The organism is Pyrococcus sp. ST04, from assembly GCF_000263735.1.
Taxonomy (GTDB): Archaea; Methanobacteriota_B; Thermococci; order Thermococcales; family Thermococcaceae; genus Pyrococcus.
In genome coordinates this window covers 296,400-317,465 of the sequence record NC_017946.1, presented here as the reverse complement: position 1 = coordinate 317,465, position 21,066 = coordinate 296,400, and the positions used below count along the sequence as shown (strand labels likewise).

Genomic DNA, 21,066 nt, shown 5'->3' with positions numbered 1-21,066 from the left:
TTTCAATTCTTGAAAATGGTGGTGCTAAAATGAGCAAAGCAAAGGTCATTGCATTCTCATCCCTTATGGCGGCTCTAAGCATACTTCTTCAGCTCTCCCCTCTCAAGCTTAGAACACCATGGGGAATGGACATAGATTTAGTTGCCGTCCCAATAATCGCCTTATACTTCCTGCTTGGATTTCAAGCCTCACTTTTTGGATTAACAGTAATGACCTTAGGTTTATTTATAGTTAGTGGGGCCAATAGCATGGGGATTGGGCCAGTAATGAAGTTTTTTGCAACGCTTTCGGTAATCTTGGGGCTAAAATTAGCCGAGTATATAGTCAAAGAGAAGAAGGTCGCATACTTTATAACAGCATTCATACTTTCAACTTTAATTAGGGATAGCTTAATGATAGCCCTTAACTATTACTTCGCGCTTCCTCTCTACCTAAAGATGATGGGCTACGAGATAAGCAGTAGAAGTGATGTAGTAAGAATTGTGGAAGAAATGATGAACGTTCCGTTCTGGATTGCAATAGCACTCCCCAACACAATCCAAACTGTAGTTGATATCTTCATTTCATTGCCTTTCGTGAGGAGGGCTTTAAGGTTTTAAAAGCGGGAATTTTTCATCTAATATCTCTTCATTTACAGACTTCTTTACTACTATCCTCTCTCCTTCAATTGAAAGTATCGAAGTGCAGATTTCTTCCAGCATTGCAAGTGTTGGCGGGGAATGTGAAGCCACGGCATCCCTGTTTACAAAGTAAAAAGCAACCCTACTCTCATTCCCCACGTAATCTGAGACCATTTTCAACAGTTTCATATTCTCTAGAACATTTCCAAGTAGGAACAGCTTATGTAAGCCAAGAACTGGATTTAGAAAGGGAGGTCTCCCGGCTTTTTCCAGGATTTTTGTATATTCTCCAATATCCATTATATATTTCCCAAGATCCAGCTTACCAAGAACGTCGCCAACTTTATGAGACCCTCCCGTCTTAATTACTTTAATATTGTTAATTATTGTCGTATCAACTCCCGAAAGTTTTAACCTAATGTAGTATTCCCGAAGAGTATCCATAAGATCATCCACTACTATAGGTAATTTTGAATATGTGACAAGATTATAAAAGAAGAGCTCTGGTCTCGAGTATGCTGAGTATTCGACCAATACAGTCTCTCCAAGCTTGAATTTTGACAAGAACTCCTCAAATTCCATAATCCCAACCTCCTTGATATTTAGTTATCCAGGTACTTTTAAATCTTAGTGTTCCCTCACATTCCAAAAATTTACTTTGAATGCTTATTTTTGAACATACGACAATTCTTATTGTTTTGGAAAACTGCCAATAATGTCAGAGAATTTTTCATCCTTCATAGCTTTGCAGAAGTTAATAGCATTCTGAAGAAGACAACAGATAAGTTAAAAACAGAAGGCTTAGGTTATGAATATAGGTGGGAAAGATGGAGAGAAAGACAGGGACAACAACCGTTGGGATTAAGGTCAAAGATGGTGTAGTTTTAGCCGCTGATACTCAAGCTTCATTAGATCACATGGTGGAAACGCTGAATATAAGAAAGATAATCCCAATAACAGATAGAATAGCCATCACAACAGCCGGAAGCGTTGGAGATGTTCAAGTTCTAGCCAGAATTTTGGAAGCCGAAGCAAGATACTACTACTTCACATGGGGAAGACCAATGAGCACAAAGGCCATGGCAAACCTTCTGAGCAATATTTTGAACGAGCACAAATGGTTTCCCTATTTGGTTCAGATAATAATTGGGGGATATGTTGATGAACCAACAATAGCAAACCTCGACCCATTTGGAGGACTCATATTCGACGATTATACCGCAACAGGTTCAGGAACACCCTTTGCAATAGCAGTTCTGGAAGAGGGATACAGAAAGAATCTCGGAATAGAAAAAGCCAAAGAGCTCGCAATAAAAGCGGTGAGGGCGGCAGGAAAAAGGGACGTATATACTGGAAGTAAGAAGGTGCAGGTAGTAACGATAACCAAGGAGGGAATGAAAGAAGAGTTTGTAACTACCTAATCTGGAGCCTGAAAGCATGAAGAAAACATATATTTGCACCCTTCTTATTTTTATAATCCTATTTCAATCTCTCTCCTCGATATCCCCTCCTGATGAAGTCTTAAAGAAAATTACATTCATTGAGGAACAGGTTCAGGAGATAAGGGGTTTACAATTCAAAGAAAGGCCAAAAGTTATAATAATCACTCGGGACGAAGCAAAACTTCTGTTCTCTCCTCCCAAACCTACGGAAGAAATGAAACTGTGGGAGCTGATTTATAAAATAACGTTCATCCTTCCCCAAGATGCAAGCCTCTACAAAGAAGAGAAAGAGGACACAGCAAGATGGATAGCGGCAACGGTCGGTAATAAAATCTATATAATTAGAGAGAACTTCTTGGAGTCGGGAGACGTTGCACTACGAGCAACTGCACACGAGCTCACGCACATCCTTCAAAGAAACCTAAACGCCACATATTCTGGAAGTACCCTGGATGAAACATTAGCAATTAGAGCCCTAGTTGAAGGGGATGCAGACCTCGTTGCAGATATGTTTTGCAAGAGAAATGGGATAAAAATCGTGAAAATTACAAATATAAGTAAAAGATACCTATATTGGAGCCTAAATGTGTTTCCGTACGTTTTTGGAGATAAGTTCGTTCAATTCCTTTACCAAAAGGGTGGGTGGGAGTTAGTTAATGAAGCCTACAGAAATCCTCCAACCTCAACAAAAGTTGTCATGTTTCCGGAGCTATACCTAAAAGGATGGGCACCCAAAAATGTGACTATTAACGAGAGTGGAATAATTGAAGACACGTTAGGAGCGTATTATGTGTTCCTAATTGCATGGCAGGTATACGACTGGAATGAAGCACTGAAAATTGCAAAGAGCTGGAGTGGAGATAAGCTCGTTCTGACTAAAAATCTAACCTTGTTCTGGAAGGTAGAGTTTTCCTCAGAAGATGCTAGCGAGGAATTTGAAAAAGCAATAAGAAGTCTTTCCTACGGCGTTAAGATAGCAAGGTATAATATAGCAAGAGAAGGAAAATTCGTAATTCTGAAGGCTCAGGCTGTACCTCCCTCATCATCCTAAATCAGTTCGGATCCAGCTCATCCCCGCCATTTTATTCTACGCCTCTTCTCCTTAAATCTGTTCATCTAATTTTAACCTCATAAGATATTTAAGTTTCTAAAATAGTCCCCAAATGGTGGAAAAGAGTGTGCGGTATTATTGGATACATTGGCCCAAAAAGGGCTTCTCCGATTATTGTCGAAGGATTGAAAAGGTTGGAATACAGAGGATATGACTCAGCGGGAATTGCAACTTGTTATGAAGGTAGGATATTCATCAAAAAAGGAGCCGGAAAAATAAATGAGCTCATTAAAAAGCTCAAATTACAAGAACTCCCTGGAAATATTGGAATCGGTCATACAAGATGGGCAACCCACGGAGTTCCTAACGACATAAATGCCCACCCCCATACGGATTGTACAGGGAAAATTGCCGTTGTCCACAATGGAATAATAGAAAATTTCCAAGAACTAAAGGAGGAACTGCTAAAAAAGGGGCATGTATTCAAGAGTGATACGGATACTGAGGTTATTGCCCATCTAATAGAAGAGAACTTGAGAATAACCAAAAATTTTGAAGATGCTTTTAGGATGACGCTACTAAGGCTTAGAGGTTCATATGCCCTTGTTGTTCTCTTTGCAGATGATCCAGAGAGACTTTACATTGCAAGGAAAGATAGTCCATTGATAATCGGAATAGGAAATGGAGAGATGTTCATAGCCAGTGATATTCCAGCATTCTTAGCCCATACTAGAAAGGCCGTATTTTTAGACGATGGTGAATATGGAGTTGTGCATAAGGATTGGTTTCAAATAAGGGACATAGTAACGGGATTGCCCAAGGTTAAGCATGTTCATGAAATATCTTGGACATTGGAGATGGCTGAAAAAGGGGGATATGAGCACTTTATGCTCAAAGAAATATTTGAGCAACCAAGAGCGATAAAAGATGCCGTTTATGGAAATATTGAGGTAATTGACAAAGTCGCCGAGTTGGTATCCAAATACGAGAGGATAATTATAATTGGAATGGGCACATCCTATCATGCGGCGCTTGTTGGCAAGTACCTGATTCAAAGGATGGGAAGAACACCTGTCATAGTGGAGGACGCTAGTGAATTCAGGTATGAATATGAAAATATCATCGACGAGAGCTCGCTCGTTATTGCCATAACTCAGAGTGGAGAGACTGCAGATACCGTTGCAGCCATGAAGTTAGCAAAGAGCAAAGGGGCCAAAGTCGTTGGAATAGTTAATGTCGTTGGAAGCTTAGCTACTAGGATCGCTGACATGACCCTCTACACCCACGCAGGGCCAGAAATTGGAGTTGCCGCAACAAAGACATACACCACTCAGTTGACTGTTTTAACTTTACTATCACTTAGCCTCGCCAAAAGAATTGGAATCGATGTCCAAAGTATAGAGAAGCACATCCCAAGACTGCCAGAGATAGTAGATTCTGTCCTTAAATTTGATGAAAAGATAAAAACACTTGCTCATGAGCTCAAGGGGAAGAGAGACTTCTTCTACATTGGAAGGGGGATAAGTGTCCCAACTGCTTTAGAAGGAGCCCTTAAGATAAAGGAGATAGCTTACGTACATGCAGAAGGACTATCCGCAGGAGAACTTAAACATGGACCCCTCGCCCTAATAGAAGAGGGAGTCCCAGTTGTGGCTGTTGCTCCTAGCGGTAAGGTGTTTGAAAAAATGCTCTCCAATATAGAAGAAGCAAAGGCCAGGGGTGGGCATATAATATCCCTAGGAGACGATATCAGACTGTCTAACGTTAGTGATGTTTTTCTGAGAATGCCAAGAGTTCCAGAAGAGCTATCACCGATAGTGTATGTTGTTCCGTTACAGTTATTAGCATATCACTTAGCTGTAATTAAGGGTCATAATCCAGATAGACCTAGGAACTTAGCAAAATCTGTAACCGTTGAGTAAGGGGGTGAAATCTTTGGTAAAAGTCGAAGTTAAAAGAGAAAAGAAAGATAGAAAAGAAAAGAGAGAAATAGGAAACATATCTAGACACTATGGAAAGATAAAACTAGCATTAACATTTATTGTCACGCTGATTTTCGCATGGTATGCTTTCCACATAAGACACTTAACAGCCGGTAAGTATTTTCCAGACCCAGACACTTTTTATCACTATGAAATCTATAAGCTTGTTCTAAAAGAGGGGCTACCAAAATACTACCCAATGTCAGATGCTCCCTTTGGTAGCTTGATTGGCGAGCCTCTAGGTCTATATATTCTCCCAGCCATATTTTACAAGATTCTCTCAGCTTTTGGATACAACGAGTTTCAAGCGTTTTTGCTATGGCCTCCGTTCGTTGGCTTCCTAAGTGTTATTGGTGTATACCTTTTAGGAAGGAAAATTCTCAATGAGTGGGCAGGCCTATGGGCCGCTGCAATCCTAGCAGTGTCTACGGCAAACTTTTCAAGAACTTTCTCGGGAAATGCTAGAGGTGACGGACCATTTATGATGCTATTCGTTTTCTCCATGGTTGCATTGTTGTATTACCTTGAAGAAGCTAGAATAAAGAGAAAAGCCGTGTGGGGAGCCCTTTTTGTAATTCTAGCCGGACTTTCCACAATGGCCTGGAATGGTTCTCCCTTTGGCTTAATGGTACTCCTAGGGTTTGCATCTCTCCAGACCATAGCCCTCTTTATCTTTGGAAAAATTGACGAGCTAAAGAAGTTCATCAAAGAATTTTACCCCGCTTATGTCTCAGTTCTAATACTCAGCTACCTGCTAACTATCCCTGGACTTGCTAAGATTCAGAGCTTTATAAGGTTCGCATTTGAAGTGTTCCTTGGTCTCGTATTCCTAGCAATTGTCATGCTTTATGGAGAAAAATTCTTGAACTACTCCGACAAGAAGCATAGATTCCTTGTAGTTGCCATTATAGTACTCATAGGATTTGCTGGAGCCTATGCATATGTTGGCCCTAAGCTCTTTAGGCTTATGGGAGGAGCATACCAATCAACGCAAGTATACCAGACTGTTCAAGAGCTCGCAAAGACAAGCATGCAGGACATAAAGCTTTACTACGGTGTAGAAAAAGCGAATGGGCTAATCTTCTTCCTTAGCATACCTGGATTCTTGATAATGCTTAGTCTATATCTAATAGGACTTTGGAGCAAAAGCGAGAGTCCAAATAAAGAACTACTTGGAATAACATTCTATGTCATGTCAATATACTTAATGAGCTTGGCTGTCAGATTCCTATTCTTAGCAAGTTATGCAATAGCCCTATTTGCAGGCATTCTTGTTGGATATGGTCTGGAAGTTATAGAGAAGATGAAAGAGAACGTGGGAATAAAAGCCGCCCTTGCAATTGTTATCTCAATAATGATTCTACTGATCCCAATAACACACGGTCCTGTACTTGCAAGGAGTGCAAAGGCCATGAGCAAAACAGAGGTCGAAACATCAGGATGGGAACAGGCATTGAAATGGCTCAGGAACAACACGCCAAAGTATGCCACCGCAACTTCTTGGTGGGACTATGGATACTGGATAGAATCAAGCCTCCTTGGAAATAGAAGGGCAAGTGCCGATGGAGGTCATGCAAGGGATAGAGATCATATCCTCGCACTCTTCCTCGCAAGAGATGGAAATGTCAGCGAAGTTGATTTTGAAAGCTGGGAGTTAAATTACTTCATAGTTTACCTAAACGATTGGGCCAAATTCAATGCAATAAGTTACCTTGGAGGGGCAATAACAAAGAGGGAATACAGTGGAGATGAAAAAGGAAGAGGTAGCATCCCAACAATTATTTTAGCTCCAAGATTCGGAGAGCAGTACATAAACCCATACAATGGAGTTTCCATAAAAGTACTCAACAATTCCCAGGTTACAGTAACGATTGGATCAACTACATGTAGTCCGTTGATGACAGTTTTCATACCGGGAAACAAAAAGGTAAAAGGGCAAGGATCATGTACCAACGGAGGTAGCTTTCCCTTCGTTGTTTATTTAACCCCAACTTTAGGAGTAATCTCATATTATAAGGTAGCAACAAGCAACTTTCTGAAGCTTGCATATGGGATACCGGCATCCAAAGAGCCCGGATTTACTGATAAGCTTTTCTCTAACTTCAAAATGGTATACCAGGAAGGAAACGTTGTTATTTACGAATTCAGACCGTTTGCAATATACAAGCTTCAAGAATTCACAAATGGAACATGGAAAACCATAACTACACTATCCCCAGGCAAACATACATTAAAATTATACATCTCAGCCTTTGGAAGGGATATAAAAAACGCAACCCTTTATATTGATGCAATTAAGGACAACAGGACAATTCAGAGGATAAAGATCGGCGAGATTAAGTACATGAGCCATCTCAATGAAACACCAATAACAGTAAACGTCACATTACCAGATGCCGATAAGTATAAGTTTGTCCTAGTACAAAAAGGCCCAGTTGGAGTCCTAACAGCACCACCCAAGGTTAATGGAAAGATAGCTAATCCAGTTAGAGTTCTAAATGATGGAGAATCAGGAAGACTTGAATTGAAAGTTGGTGTTGACAAAGACTACAAAGCCGACCTCTACCTCAGGGCCACCTTCATATACCTAGTCAGAAAATCCGGAACAAGTAACGACGACTACAATGCAGCATTTGAGCCTCATATGGACGTGTTCTTTATAACTAAACTCAAGTCAGGAATAAGCCTGCATAAAGGGGAAAATGAAGTAACAGTAGAAGCAAAGATGCCCGAGAACGTTATAAGTGATTATAAGAAGAAACTTGAAGCCGAATACGGAGACAAGCTTATAATCAGAGGAATAAGAGTAGAACCAGTTTTCATAGCAGAGAAGGAATACGTCATGCTTGAGGTCAGAGCATCGGCTCCTCATCATAGCTCAGAGTGAGGGAAAAATTCATCATCCCACATTTTTCTTTTCTTAAAAATTTAAAAAGGTTCAGGCCTCCTCGAGGCCAAGCTCGAGGAGTTCCATAGAAAGATACCACCCGTCTCCCTGGGGAGACACAAAAACTCCCTCAAGCTTTATTGGGATCGGAAGAGAGGCTGATATAAGTGCAGAGCCCTTACCGTTCCCTCCTCCAGGAATAGAGTACGTCCACTCCACCTTTGAAGTTCTATACGTATGTTCACTTATGGACACTTCAGAGTCAGGAGTCACACGATAGTTATAAGAGAACCCCAAAACTGAATAGGACTCCTCATGAGGAGAGTAGAGATTATCCTCTTCCAAAGCTCCCCAGAATGGGAATGTTGTAACGACCATAAAGCTCAAGTACAAACTCTCAACATCCTTGGAGTTCTTAAACCAGTCCAAACTTCCCTCCGTATAGGGCATATAATCATAGTTCCCTATTCCTGGGGGATTGTAGAAGATGTAAAACTTGTCCCCACTAGCAACCTTTGTTGCAACAACTCCTGGTGCTAGTAGCAACGTCATTGAGGCGGGATAAGCAAAGTACGTATCAACGCTACTTGGATCAGATGTCCACACATAGAACTCTACCGGATCACCAAATTCTCCAGAGACCGGAGTTAATTTTGTATAGTACTCATAGACTTTCACTTTTCCAATTTCCACTTTTTCCACATTGCCACTCTCAAGATTTAATTCCCCACCATAGAGCATTATCTCAGTTTGGCTTTTTCTCTTCTCAACTATGTACTCGAAAACCTTCTCTGAATCAGGATGTCTAACTTTGTACCTATACTTTATGGCCACTATCTTGTATGATCTCCCATCAACAGTTATAGGGGAGGATATGTCCCAGGGAGAAGCCCATGAAGCTTTTTCCTGTGAGGTTTCACTTTGAGTTTGAGTTTCTGTAGGGATCTCCGACGTTTCGGGTGTTTCTGTTTGAGTGTACTGCTCATCTTCTCCATTACTAGAGGGAACTATTGTAGAAGTCCCCCCACCTCCAAGGCAACCGCTGATCATTAGAACAGCGATCGCCAAGCTTAACAATGCCAACTTTTTCAAACTTAGCACCTCCAAGGACCCCAAGAAGAGGCCCTCTATCATAATAAGTACAGCCAATAACTATTTACATCTTTCGCAAAGTTTTATATTTTCAAATGTAAATGAACACATGGGCCCGGCTCCCGCCCTCTCCGGGGATCCATGAACCGGGGGTTCCGGCCGGGCCTACAAGGGATGAAGAACTTTTGCTTTGCTGAATAGATGATGATCACGCCCTTCGCTGACCTTCTTTCTGACAATTTTGTTTCGGAAAATTAGACAAATTACGATAAAAAACCGAAGGACTTATATATAAAAGGCCAACAATAATGCCAAGTAACGGTCACAGGTGATAAAGATGATAGAGAAAACCTATTGCTCTGAGATAAAACCAGAGCTCGATGGACAAAGAGTAAGACTTGCCGGATGGGTCTACAGCAACATGAGGGTTGGAAAGAAAATATTCCTTTGGATAAGAGATTCAACTGGAATAGTCCAGACTGTAATAGCAAAAAACGTCGTCGGAGAGGAAATATTTGAAAAAGCAAAGAAACTTGGAAGAGAATCTAGTGTGATAGTTGAAGGAATCGTCAAAGCAGACGAGAGAGCTCCCGGAGGGGCAGAAGTTCACGTGGAAAAACTGGAAGTTATACAGACAGTAAGTGAATTTCCAATTCCCGAAAACCCCGATCAAGCTAGCCCCGAGCTTCTCTTAGATTATAGGCATCTACACATAAGGTCTCCAAAGGTTTCTGCAATAATGAAAGTTAAAGAGACCCTAATCATGGCCGCAAGAGAATGGCTACTCAGAGAGGGCTGGCACGAAGTATTCCCCCCAATCCTCGTAACTGGAGCAGTTGAGGGGGGAGCGACACTCTTCAAACTAAAATACTTCGACAAATACGCCTACCTAAGCCAATCCGCTCAACTCTACCTTGAAGCGGCGATATTTGGTCTTGAAAAGGTTTGGTCCCTAACCCCAAGTTTTAGAGCCGAAAAAAGCAGAACAAGAAGGCACTTAACAGAATTTTGGCACCTAGAACTTGAAGCGGCATGGATGGATCTCTGGGACATTATGAAAGTCGAGGAGGAGCTAGTGAGCTATATGGTTCAGAGAACGCTAGAATTAAGAAGAAAAGAAATCGAAATGTTTAGGGATGACTTGACAACTCTAAAGAACACTGAACCTCCATTTCCAAGAATTAGCTATGATGAAGCAATAGAAATACTGCAGAAAAAGGGTGTAAAGATAGAATGGGGAGACGACATGGGAGCTGATGAAGAGAGAGTTCTCACAGAAGAATTTGACAGACCTTTCTTCGTTTATGGATATCCAAAGCATATAAAAGCATTTTACATGAAAGAAGACCCACAAGATCCAAGAAAAGTTCTTGCAGCCGACATGCTGGCCCCAGAGGGATATGGAGAAATCATAGGTGGATCAGAGAGAGAGGATAACTATGATAAGCTAGTCCAAAGGATAATAGAAGAAGGGATGGATCCAAAAGATTATGAGTGGTATCTCGACTTGAGGAGATACGGAAGCGTTCCACACAGTGGATTCGGACTTGGTGTTGAGAGATTAGTTGCATGGGTCTTAAAGCTCGACCACATAAGATGGGCAGCACTCTTCCCAAGAACACCTGCCAGAATTTATCCATGATCGCCTTTTTCTTTTTATCCTCTCAAAATTCAAATGCCCATTTTGGATATTCACCTGTTAAACATGCCATGCAAAGCTTATCTGTACCTATAGCCCTCTTAAGCCCCTCAATGCTTAGGTACGCCAATGAATCTGCTCCTATTTCTCTCCTTATATCCTCAACGCTTCTCCATGCTGCAATGAGTTCATGTCTAGTGGGTATGTCTATTCCCATATAGCACGGATACCTTATGGGAGGGGAAGCTATTCTAACGTGGACCTCTTTCGCCCCAGCACCCCTTAGCATTCTGACTATCCTTCTCATTGTAGTACCTCTGACTATGGAATCATCAACTAAAACTACTCTCTTCCCATTTACAACCTCCTTAACGGGAGATAACTTCAGCTTAACCTTAAGACCTCTACCGCTAGGCATTATAAACGTTCTCCCAATGTAGCGATTCTTTATGAGCCCCTCCATATAAGGAATCCCGCTCTCATGAGCAAAGCCCAATGCTGCTGTTCTTCCAGAATCAGGAACAGCTATCACAACATCCCCCTCAGCAGGGCTCTCTCTAGCAAGTTCAACCCCCATTCTATAGCGGGCACAGTAAACACTTATGCCATCTATAACGCTGTCAGGTCTAGCAAAATAGATATACTCAAAAACACAATGCCTCGTTTCTGCCTTTTCAAGGATCCTGCTTTGGACTTCTCCATCCTGAACCAGGAAAACTTCTCCGGGCTTAACGTCCCTGACTTCTAATCCAAACATTCTCAAAGCAGAATCTTCCGATGCAAAATAGTGACCATCATTAAACCCATAGCTCAAAGGCCTAAACCCAACCGGGTCACGGGCAACTATAAGTTTCCCATCAAAAAGCATAACCACGGAATACGCTCCCCTAACCTCCCTAAATACCTCTCTCATGGCCTCAAACTCGTCCTTAAGTTCGGCATAATGCCTAAGGAAAGAAATTCCTATCAGCTCAGTATCCACTGAAGACCTAAATTTAAATCCCTCCTCCTCATATCTCCTCCTTACTGGAAGAAAATTCGTTAAAGTTCCATTATGTGCTATCGAAAGCCTGTATCCACAGCACTCAATTTCAATAGGCTGAACTTCGCTCAAAGATCCAGACGTAGAATATCTAACATGACCGATCGCAAGGAGAGAATCGGCGCCATTAAGACTACCCTCCTTAAAAACTTCAGAGACAAGACCACGACCTTTTACAGTTTTTATAAATCCTTTCCAGAAACTTATTCCAGCACCTTCCTGGCCCCTATGTTGGAGAGCAATTAGAGCATAATAAGCCTTCTTAGGTGCTTCAGGAGCATAAGCTCCAAAAATACCGCATTTTTCTCTCATTATTTCACCTCTTTCTGCTTTTCTCTTCTTTGACGGCTACTTGTCTAAAAATGCTTAAAAGGATTATGATTTTTACATAAACATGGTGAAAGACATGGACATATATGAAGGGAAAGCAAAAAAGATGATACCCATTGATGAAGATAAGCTCATCATGGAATTCAAAGACGATGCAACGGCTTTTGATGGGACTAAAAAGGCAAAATTTAAGGGCAAAGGCTGGCTGAATGCTCAAATTTCTGCAAGATTATTCAAACTGCTTGAAGAACACGGCATAAAAACTCACTTCATTGGAATCGCTGGAGACAACAGACTGATAGTAGAAAAACTTGAAATGTACCCCCTCGAAGTTGTTGTAAGGAATGTAGTTGCAGGAAGCCTAAAGAAAAGACTTCCCCTCCCAGAGGGATATGAGCTTCCAGAGCCAATAGTTGAGCTTTACTACAAAAACGATGAACTCCACGATCCTATGATAAACTACTACCATGCAAAAATTCTAGGCGTGAAAGAGGAGGAAATTAAAGAGATGGAAAAAATAGCCCTAAAGGTTAATGAAATCCTGAGAGAATTCTTTGCAGAGAGAGGAATAATCTTAGTGGACTTCAAACTTGAATTCGGAAAGAACAAGAGAGGAGAGATAATTTTGGCAGATGAAATAAGCCCGGACACATGCAGATTCTGGGATGCAGAGACTAAGAGAAGCTTAGATAAAGATGTTTTCAGGTTCGATAAAGGGGACTTAATTGAAGCATACAAGGAGCTCTACGAAAGGCTTACTGGAGAGAAACCTCAATTCTAAATGAGAATAGTTATAAACCATAACTTCTAGTGATAATTCGGTGATACTATGGAGTATAAGATAGAACATAGACCAAGCTTTTCTTTACTTGAAATAAATCTCAGAGACGGGGAAGCCATCCAAGCCGAGGCTGGTGCAATGGTCTACATGGATCCTACAATTAAACTTGAAACTAAGGCCCGTGGAGGAATATTAGGAGCCCTAAAGAGATCCGTTCTCGGGGGAGAAAGCTTTTTTGTGAATATATTTAGAGGACCAGGAAGAGTTGGATTTGCTCCAGGATATCCGGGAGATATTGTAGCAATGGAAGTCAATGGAAAACTATACGCCCAAAGTGGAGCGTTCATAGCAGCTTCAGAGAACATTGATATTGATGTCAAATTTGGAGGTGCAAAGACGTTCATAGGTAGAGAAGGAATTTTTCTCTTGGAGATGAAAGGACATGGCACAGTTTTTCTTTCAAGCTATGGTGCAATTCAGAAGATAAGCCTTAACAATGAAAGCCTAATCGTTGATACTGGTCACATGGTAGCATTTACAGAAGGAATAAACTTCACAATAAAAAGAGTTGGAGGACTAAAGAGCACGCTATTTAGTGGGGAAGGACTCGTTTTTGAGTTTAGTGGAACTGGAGACGTATATATTCAAACTAGGAGCCTTGATGGATTCTTGAGCTGGATTTTACCTCACCTTCCAAAGTCCTAATAGAACCATATCCTGTTTCCCTTTACTTTTAGGTATCCAAGGGTCTGAAGCTCTTTTAGGATATCCTCAATAGCATCCTCGTCATAGTAGATCCTCATCTCCCCCTTATCTCCAGGCAAAGTTATTGGTTCTAAAGCCGATAAGACCTCAATAAGTTCATCTTTCTTCCTAACATTTTTTACTAAATCGAGAATAACATTCGCCAACGCACTCTTGGCAACACCACCGACGGTTGCATCAAAGATAACTTCTTCATCGGCGTAATCCTCCGCAATCTCAATAGCCTTCTGGATGGCCTCGAGCTCGACTTCCATGACCTCAACGTAGTACTTCTTAACTATAGCAACTTCAGTAATTATCTTCCCTCCAACTTCTTCAAGCTCCTCAAGCTTATCTATAACATCTTCAAGGGGAAGAATAATTTCAAGGACTAAATCATCTAACGGGACTCTCTTTACAAGCTTTATTTTGCCACTATCCTCAACCTCAATACCGCCAGCCTTCTCCAATGCCTCCAAAACTTCTATAGCAACAATATCATCGTCAACAATATCCTCAAACGATATATTCCCTTTTTCGAGCTTTTTCATAATGCTAGAGTAAACAGCCTCAAACTCACGGACTTTTTCCTTTACTTCCGCTATCTCGATCTTTTTCAACTCTGAGAATTTCTTCTTTATGCTTATGGCATGCCTAATCTCCCAGTCTAGCTCTTCCCTGGTTTTGTTCATAATTCCAGCTTTGCTGAGTAGCTTTGACAGCTCATTCATATAGTTTCTTGATGAAACCATTATTCTCATCTTTCATTCACCCTCAAATAGTTTAGCTAAAGGTCCGGGAGCAAGTCTCTTAGCTTCCTCAATCTCCTCCCTACTTAAGCTTTCCCTGTTCAAATAAACATATAGAATGTAAGCAACAACCTTAGGGTCTCCAATGTTAGCTACCTGAAGAGCTTTCCCAAAAATGGGATCCTCAAGTATCTCATCGGCTATCCCCTTAATACTTTCCATATCCTCGTTTTCTAAAGCCTCTCTAAGTCTCCTGTAGAATTTTTTAGCAACGATACGATAAGCATTCATCTTCTCCTTTAGATCCCCCTCATCAACCTCTTTCTCTTGGCCAAACAAAACACCTATGAGCAACAATCCAAAAACAAGGATTAAGAAGACAATTAAAATCCTGCTCATTTTAACTCCAAGTATAGGATATTTCCACCTAAGAATTAAGATTACAATTGCTTGGATAACTATCATCAAACCTAAAAATATCAGCAAATATGAATTTCTTCTTCTAAGCTTATCCTCATACTTCTTAACAAGAGAGCTTTCGCTCCTGATAATAACCTCTTCCAATACTTTCGCTCTTTCTTCAAACTTTCTCGCCTCAATGTCTAAGAGATCTAAGATATTTTGTTGCTTTGTCATCTACACAAACTTATCCGAATTTCTTAAAAGTATTTGCTAACCCAAATGTATAATGGGTGGAACTATGATAAAGATCGACCTTTCTAATAGGCTCGCATTTACCACAGCATCAAGCAAAGGAATAGGGTTTGGTGTTGCAAAAGTCCTTGCAATGGCAGGAGCAGACGTTATACTGCTTTCCAGAAATGAAGAGAACCTAAAGAAGGCAAGGGATAAAATAAAAGAAGTAGCCAATGTAGATGTAAGCTATATAGTGGCTGATCTAACAAAAAGAGAAGATCTCGAGAAAGCTGTTAAAGAGGTAGAAAACATTGGGGATCCAGATATATTCTTCTACTCAACAGGAGGGCCAAAGCCAGGATACTTTATGGAAATGGAAATGAGCGACTGGGAGGAAGCGGTAAAATTACTCCTATATCCAGCAGTGTATTTGACAAGAAAACTCGTTCCTGGAATGGAGAGAAAAGGCTTTGGCAGGATAATATACCTAACCAGCGTAGCTATAAAAGAGCCAATTCCCAATATCGCTCTAAGTAATGTCGTGAGGATATCCCTCGCAGGGTTAGTAAGAACATTAGCAAAGGAGCTTGGGCCAAAAGGAATAACAGTTAACGGAATTATGCCTGGAATAATCCAAACTGATAGAGTGATTCAACTAGCAAAAGATAGAGCCCAAAGGGAAGGTAAGACTTTAGAAGAAGCGCTAGAAGAATATGCAAAGCCAATCCCATTAGGCAGGCTCGGGAAGCCAGAAGAGATAGGATATCTAGTCGCATTTCTCGCTAGTGATTTGGGCTCATACATAAATGGGGCAATGATCCCAGTTGATGGAGGAAGGCTGAATTCCGTATTCTAGACGTTAACTTAATTTACCTTTTTGTTAGAGTTTCTAGTGGAGGGGAAGGGTAAAGATGGAAGATATTGAAGAATTTAAGTACGAGCCAAAGAGCGTCAAAGAGATCTTTATTGAAATGAAGAACACTGTTGAACTCATGATAGATCTTGCATACGCATCGATTCTCTTTGGAGATAAAGAGATTGCAGAAGAAGTACTTGAGCTCGAAGAGAGAATAGACTTACTTAACTATCAGCTCATGACACACACCGTTCTAGCGGCAAGGAATGTTAAAGAAGCAGAACAAGCAACCACAATACTCCAAATGGCAAATGCAATAGAAGACATATCAAACGCCGCGGGAGATTTAGCAAAAATGGTCCTTGAAGGAGTTGAGTTGCATCCGATAATAAAAGAAACTATCCTCGAAGGAGAAGAAATAATAGGAAGGATTGTAGTCACACCAGAGTCTGTTCTAGTTGGAAGGACACTCGGAGAGCTTGAGCTAGCGACGAATACTGGAGTATGGATAATAGCAGTAAGAAGGGGAAAGAGATGGATATTTGGACCAGACAAGGACTTCAAAATAAGAGCTGGAGATATTCTGATAGGTAGAGGGACGAGAACTTCAATAGACCAACTGAAGGAAATAGCCAGGGGGATAATTAGGGTGATTGGAAATGAAAGAATTGGAAGAGATTAAAGACTGCCTTATTGAAATGAGAAACTTATCCTCTTTGATGGTCGATTTAGCGTTCTCTTCAGTAATGTATAACAGCGAAGAAATAGCGGAAGAAGTTTATCTCCTTGAAGAAAAAATAGATGAGCTTACCCTAAAGGTTAAGAAACTGGCGCTAAGGGCAGCAAAAAACCTAGACGATCCAGAAAGTATGCTGAGCGTAATAGAAATGGCCACAATTAATGAACAGATAAGCGACTCAGCATATGAAATAGCAGACATAATCCTTAGAGATGTGGAGCCTCATCCAATAATAAGGAAGATAATGCACGATGTAGAAGAGGAAATTGGAAGAGTTAGAGTCCACGAGGGGTCAATTCTGATAGGTAAGAGTCTAAAGCAGCTTAAACTTCCATCAAAAATAGGAGTAAGGCTAATTGCAATAAAGAGAGGAAATAGATACATATATAACCCCTCAAGCGACGAGGTAATAAAGCAGGATGATATCCTAATAGCCGTTGGTGCTGGAATTGACAAACTGAGAGAGCTCTCAAACGAAAGATCTGAAGAAGAGGAGCTAGATTAACTCTCTTTTAATCTTTTCAACATCAACAAGCTCCACATCGGGGAAATTGTAGGGTTCTTTACCTGGTCTCTCATTATAATAGGGTCTATTACACCAGGGACATCCCTGGGTTACAAAGGCAATGGCTGGTATGTCTACTTTCGGTAACCTTATTAGATTACCGTTCTCATCAAACTCGAAGTCTTCCAATCCAGCGACACCAGTTTTTATAAGGTAATGAGCCGCCTGTATTTTCCTGTATCTCTCTATTGGGGGAGGAGCCAAGTTTTCCAAAGCTGTTCCCTTAATTGGTGTAAAGGCAAAGAGAGAAACTAATCCCCCTTCTTCATACACCTTATGAATTGTCTCTAAGAGTTCTTTATCTGTCTCTCCCAATCCAACTATTAAATGAACGACAGCTCTTCCCCTCCCAAAGACTTTCACGACATTATGAAAAAATCTCCACATCTCCGCCCAAGAGTGCCTTGAAATTTTAATTTCCTTGTAAATTCTTTCACTAGCAACGTCAAGACCAACTCCTATATAATCTACCCCAAGCTCTTTAAACTCCTCAAGCACATCTCTAGGAACTGGAGTTATAGAGACAGAAATAGGGACATTAAAATCAGCTAACATGCCCAGGATCTCTAGTGTATCATCTATCATCCCTTGGTAATCAATAGTTTGTAGACACACCCTCCTAAAATTACCATTAGGAAAGTAAACCCTAACCCTCTCAATAGGAAATTCAGGCCAAGTAACCCTCGACAGTTTCTCACTTCCAGCCTTACTTGACCTTGCCTGAGGACAGAATTTACAATCGTTCATACACTTTCCCTGATGATAAAGCATGAGATATGCAGTTGTTGGCCTAGCCAAAAGTCTCGCCTTAATGAGCCCCATGGCTATTGCAGTTCCATAGGAAACCCTAATCATTTCAACCATTTCTATCCCTCCATAACAGAGGGACATTAACTATTATAAGGGATACTACTGGAAGGAACGCCACAACAGGAAAAACGCCTTCATAACCTTTGAGCTGAGCCACATACCCCAGAGCTACCTGACCAGAAAGCATTCCCAGGTCAAAGAACATCGTATATATACTTGATCCCATTGTTCTTATCCTTTGGGGAAGTCGCGCAAGCGCCATAAACTGTAGAGCCGGAAGGGCAAGCCCAAATCCCGCACCCGAGATGATTGCTGGTATATAGGAGTAGGGAGGAAACTTGAAAGCCAGAAGAATTAAATAACCAATAAACACCCCAAATATTCCAATTCTCGCAACTGGAATGGGACCTATCCTATCGGCACTTTTCCCTCCCACAACTCTCGTTGAGAATGAGGAAAGGCCCATTAACATCATGTAAAAACCAAAAATTCCTTGACCAAGGCCAACCACCTTATACAGGGCTGGTAAGAAGGTTACAACACCAGAATAGGCCATAGAAATGAAGTATAAGGCCAATGAAGCAGAAATAAAGTATGGCCTTAAGAGCTCCTTGTATCCAGAGTGAGTCTCATGTTTTTCAACCTTAATCTCCCCAACATCCTTCCAAACAGAGAGAACAAAAACGGCCCCTATTGCAGAAAATACAACGGTCAGAACGAACGCTGAGGAGAAGCCAAACTTATCAGAGATAAATCCACCAATTGCAGGTCCAATAATATTCCCCAAAGAGAACATCATACCCCTCCAGCCCAATGCCTCTCCAACTCTCCCCTTAGGGGCCAAGTCTACAGCAGATGATAAAGAGGATGGAAAGAATATCCCCATTGCAAACCCATGAATAGCCCTTCCAATTGCAAATATTAGTATGCTATTCAGAAAGCCGGAGAGGATATACAAGAATCCAGCGATAATTCCAAGAATATTTCCAATAAACATTGCATGGAACCTATACCCCTTATCCCCAATGTAACCCCCAAAGAGCTTAGAAAACAGGGAAATAGCACTAGCAACCCCTGCAACTAGGCCTACAATAAAGGGTTGAGCCCCGAGGGTTATGGCATAAGGTGATATTAGCGGATTTAAGAGGCTTATTCCCAAGAAGAAAAAGAATGTTGAGAAGTTGAGGAACCATAAATTCTTCAACACTAAACCCCAGCCTCCGGGTCTTTCATGCCCTCCTTCATATATGCATAACTCATGTGCTTCGTGTTCTTGGCAAAACCAACGTTGCCTGAAGAGTCTACCATAATTATTCCCATTGTATCCTTCCCAAAGTACTTCGTTGCGAGACTTATTGCAGCTTCACTCGCAGCCTGTGCATTCATTCCGAGTCTAACGAAGTCTGTGGCAGTTTTAGCTAGCGCAAGTCTTATGGCCACTTCACCCAGACCCGTACAAGATGCTCCTGCTACTTCATTAGCATACGTTCCTGCCCCAATGAGTGGCGTATCTCCAACCCTTCCGAACATCTTAAGAAATACTCCTCCAGTGGATGTTCCAGCAACTACCTCTTCTCCATCAAAGGCCACTGCACCAACCGTACTCCTTAAAACCTCTGGATACTCCTTTATTAACTCACCAAGCTTTTTCCAATGCCTAACTTCTCCCTTTAAGAGCTTCTCCTTAAGTTCTCTCCATTGTTTCTTTCTTTCTTCGGTTACTGGGTCATACTCCGGAAATCCCATGAGCCGTGCGAATTTAACTGCTCCTTCGCCAACCAATAGAACATGGTCTGTTTTCTCCATTACTTTTCTCGCAACACTTATTGGATTCTTAACCCCCCATATACTAGCAACAGCCCCCGCTTCGAGAGTTTTTCCTCTCATTATTGCTGCATCCATCTCAACTTTACCATCAATTGTAAGGACACTCCCGGTTCCAGCATTGAATAAGGGATTATCCTCAAGAACCTTGACGGCTTCCTCCACAGCATCTAAGGCAGACCCTCTCTTTAATTCTTTCCATCCGGCCAACACAGCTTCTTTAACGCCCTCAACTACTTTCGGAATTCTATCCTCCTTTCTTATTGTTCCAGCCCCACCATGAACGATAATAGCTACCATGCTCACCCCCATATTTAACAATGTCGAAAGGTTAAAAGAATTATGGAAACGACTAACTTATAGCCATGTTTATTATGGTCTCCCCAATGTTCTCAAGGTACTCAAGAATCCTCCTGTAACTGTCCATGGCAATTGATGCTCTATAGTCAGTATTTCTTATCTCTTCACTTAGTTCAAGCATAAGCTTATCCACTTTTTCTAAGTCCTTAGTCTCTATTTGAGAAAGCATCTTAGAAAACTTCTCAGCCATATATCTAACATTAACGTCACTTGGATTCTCGGCTATTCTAATTATGTGATCACCAATTCTCTCTATGTTCCTGGCTATGAGCAGAATTCCAATCAAGTCAAATGTTCTTTTTATAAGTCCACTCTCCTCTGTGACTCCTTTTTTAGAAAGTAGCCTATTGACGGCCCTTATTATTAAAAAGTAGAACCTATCAAGCTCGTTCTCTAAATCATTGATATCTCTCAGCAACTCTTTTTCCCCTGGGTTCTGGATTATGAGTTCTAAATCACCAAACATAGATTTCACAATGGACTCCATCCTACCAAGAAGTTCGGCTAAATTAATCTCATCCTCATCCAAGAGACTCTTTGCAACGATTTTCTGGGGCTCATCTAAGATTATTTCAACACCAGGGAGACTCTGAAGGGTCTTCCTAATCACTACCTTATAGAGCGGCATCTCTTCTTCAAGCTCAATCTCTATAATGTCATACCCTTGGATATATGCCGAAATAACAAGTCTTACTGCCATATCTGGAGAGAACTTCTTTGACATTCTTATTATCTTAGAAAGAGATGTCTCTTTAGGTTTTCCCGGAAAAATAGTGATGCTCCCGTCAGGATTAATTACAAGAGAAACAACGTCTCCCTGTTTTAATCCATGCTCCTTTACCCAAGATTTCGGAAGAGAAACTATATATGAACTTCTCCCAGTAAACTGAATTTTCCTAAACTCCATAGATTTCACC

At 41.1% G+C, this 21,066-nt stretch carries 19 protein-coding genes, 2 other RNA genes and 1 pseudogene; 12 read left to right on the top strand and 10 right to left on the bottom strand.

Going from position 1 to position 21,066, the window contains the following annotated elements:
* Positions 1–29 precede the first annotated feature (29 nt).
* On the top strand, positions 30–599 hold the full coding sequence (locus tag PY04_RS01655) for an ECF transporter S component (RefSeq protein ID WP_014733442.1): 570 nt from the start codon (positions 30–32) through the stop codon (positions 597–599).
* On the opposite strand, the gene PY04_RS01650 is transcribed toward PY04_RS01655, so the two are convergent.
* A complete protein-coding gene (locus PY04_RS01650; RefSeq protein WP_014733441.1) occupies positions 588–1,202 on the bottom strand; it encodes a DUF257 family protein in 615 nt (204 codons plus the stop codon). The genes PY04_RS01655 and PY04_RS01650 overlap by 12 nt on opposite strands.
* A gap of 245 nt (positions 1,203–1,447) precedes the next feature.
* On the opposite strand from PY04_RS01650, the gene psmB reads away from it, so the two are divergent.
* The 4 genes and pseudogenes from psmB to PY04_RS01630 all read left to right on the top strand — a co-directional run.
* On the top strand, positions 1,448–2,041 hold the full coding sequence (psmB, locus tag PY04_RS01645; protein WP_014733440.1) for an archaeal proteasome endopeptidase complex subunit beta: 594 nt from the start codon (positions 1,448–1,450) through the stop codon (positions 2,039–2,041).
* A 16-nt stretch (positions 2,042–2,057) separates the two neighbouring features.
* Complete coding sequence (locus tag PY04_RS01640) at positions 2,058–3,113, top strand: hypothetical protein (RefSeq protein WP_014733439.1); 1,056 nt, start codon at positions 2,058–2,060, stop codon at positions 3,111–3,113.
* A gap of 125 nt (positions 3,114–3,238) precedes the next feature.
* On the top strand, positions 3,239–5,035 hold the full coding sequence (glmS, locus tag PY04_RS01635) for a glutamine--fructose-6-phosphate transaminase (isomerizing) (protein ID WP_014733438.1): 1,797 nt from the start codon (positions 3,239–3,241) through the stop codon (positions 5,033–5,035).
* Positions 5,036–5,039: 4 nt separating this feature from the next.
* Positions 5,040–7,859, top strand: a pseudogene (locus PY04_RS01630) (STT3 domain-containing protein); the annotation flags it as partial.
* A gap of 85 nt (positions 7,860–7,944) precedes the next feature.
* Here the strand turns inward: PY04_RS01630 and PY04_RS09450 are convergent.
* Both PY04_RS09450 and PY04_RS01625 read right to left on the bottom strand, forming a co-directional pair.
* Positions 7,945–8,002: C/D box small nucleolar RNA (locus PY04_RS09450), an RNA gene on the bottom strand.
* A 31-nt stretch (positions 8,003–8,033) separates the two neighbouring features.
* Positions 8,034–9,074, bottom strand: a complete 1,041-nt coding sequence (locus tag PY04_RS01625; RefSeq protein WP_048055888.1) for a hypothetical protein — start codon at positions 9,072–9,074, stop codon at positions 8,034–8,036.
* A gap of 170 nt (positions 9,075–9,244) precedes the next feature.
* Between PY04_RS01625 and PY04_RS09445 the strand changes: the two genes are divergently transcribed.
* Positions 9,245–9,301: C/D box small nucleolar RNA (locus PY04_RS09445), an RNA gene on the top strand.
* A 110-nt stretch (positions 9,302–9,411) separates the two neighbouring features.
* Entirely contained in the window at positions 9,412–10,716 is a 1,305-nt protein-coding gene (gene asnS, locus PY04_RS01620) for an asparagine--tRNA ligase (RefSeq protein ID WP_014733435.1), read from the top strand.
* A 22-nt stretch (positions 10,717–10,738) separates the two neighbouring features.
* Here asnS and purF read toward each other — a convergent pair whose 3' ends face one another.
* Entirely contained in the window at positions 10,739–12,067 is a 1,329-nt protein-coding gene (purF, locus tag PY04_RS01615; protein ID WP_014733434.1) for an amidophosphoribosyltransferase, read from the bottom strand.
* A gap of 94 nt (positions 12,068–12,161) precedes the next feature.
* On the opposite strand from purF, the gene purC reads away from it, so the two are divergent.
* Entirely contained in the window at positions 12,162–12,866 is a 705-nt protein-coding gene (gene purC, locus PY04_RS01610; protein ID WP_014733433.1) for a phosphoribosylaminoimidazolesuccinocarboxamide synthase, read from the top strand.
* Positions 12,867–12,914: 48 nt separating this feature from the next.
* Entirely contained in the window at positions 12,915–13,571 is a 657-nt protein-coding gene (locus PY04_RS01605; protein ID WP_014733432.1) for a TIGR00266 family protein, read from the top strand.
* Here PY04_RS01605 and PY04_RS01600 read toward each other — a convergent pair.
* Together PY04_RS01600 and PY04_RS01595 are read right to left on the bottom strand one after the other, a co-directional pair.
* Positions 13,568–14,371 carry a hypothetical protein gene (locus PY04_RS01600; protein ID WP_014733431.1) on the bottom strand — a complete coding sequence of 268 codons (804 nt, stop codon included), beginning with the start codon at positions 14,369–14,371 and terminating at the stop codon, positions 13,568–13,570. The genes PY04_RS01605 and PY04_RS01600 overlap by 4 nt on opposite strands.
* A gap of 3 nt (positions 14,372–14,374) precedes the next feature.
* Complete coding sequence (locus tag PY04_RS01595) at positions 14,375–14,995, bottom strand: hypothetical protein (RefSeq protein WP_048055887.1); 621 nt, start codon at positions 14,993–14,995, stop codon at positions 14,375–14,377.
* 64 nt (positions 14,996–15,059) lie between these two features.
* Here PY04_RS01595 and PY04_RS01590 point away from each other — a divergent pair, with 64 nt between their 5' ends.
* From PY04_RS01590 to PY04_RS01580, 3 genes are read left to right on the top strand one after another with little or no spacing between them, the layout of a single operon-like run.
* Positions 15,060–15,851, top strand: coding sequence for an SDR family oxidoreductase (locus PY04_RS01590; protein ID WP_014733429.1), 792 nt, complete (start codon positions 15,060–15,062; stop codon positions 15,849–15,851).
* A 55-nt stretch (positions 15,852–15,906) separates the two neighbouring features.
* Entirely contained in the window at positions 15,907–16,533 is a 627-nt protein-coding gene (locus PY04_RS01585; RefSeq protein ID WP_014733428.1) for a potassium channel family protein, read from the top strand.
* The gene (locus tag PY04_RS01580; protein ID WP_014733427.1) at positions 16,511–17,095 is read left to right on the top strand and encodes a potassium channel family protein; all 585 of its coding nucleotides are present in this window, start codon (positions 16,511–16,513) and stop codon (positions 17,093–17,095) included. Before PY04_RS01585 ends, PY04_RS01580 begins: the two co-directional genes overlap by 23 nt.
* Here the strand turns inward: PY04_RS01580 and PY04_RS01575 are convergent.
* Genes PY04_RS01575 through PY04_RS01560 form a run of 4 tightly spaced genes read right to left on the bottom strand, consistent with a single transcriptional unit; the run spans position 17,087 to position 21,056 of the window.
* A complete protein-coding gene (locus tag PY04_RS01575) occupies positions 17,087–18,019 on the bottom strand; it encodes a radical SAM protein (RefSeq protein WP_014733426.1) in 933 nt (310 codons plus the stop codon). The genes PY04_RS01580 and PY04_RS01575 overlap by 9 nt on opposite strands.
* Positions 18,012–19,172, bottom strand: a complete 1,161-nt coding sequence (locus PY04_RS01570; protein WP_014733425.1) for an MFS transporter — start codon at positions 19,170–19,172, stop codon at positions 18,012–18,014. The genes PY04_RS01575 and PY04_RS01570 overlap by 8 nt, the downstream gene beginning before the upstream one ends.
* Positions 19,172–20,089: an isoaspartyl peptidase/L-asparaginase family protein gene (locus tag PY04_RS01565; protein ID WP_014733424.1), complete on the bottom strand. Its 918-nt coding sequence runs from the start codon at positions 20,087–20,089 to the stop codon at positions 19,172–19,174. Before PY04_RS01565 ends, PY04_RS01570 begins: the two co-directional genes overlap by 1 nt.
* A 52-nt stretch (positions 20,090–20,141) precedes the next feature.
* The gene (locus tag PY04_RS01560; protein WP_014733423.1) at positions 20,142–21,056 is read right to left on the bottom strand and encodes a phosphate uptake regulator PhoU; all 915 of its coding nucleotides are present in this window, start codon (positions 21,054–21,056) and stop codon (positions 20,142–20,144) included.
* Between the last annotated feature and the right edge of the window lie 10 nt (positions 21,057–21,066).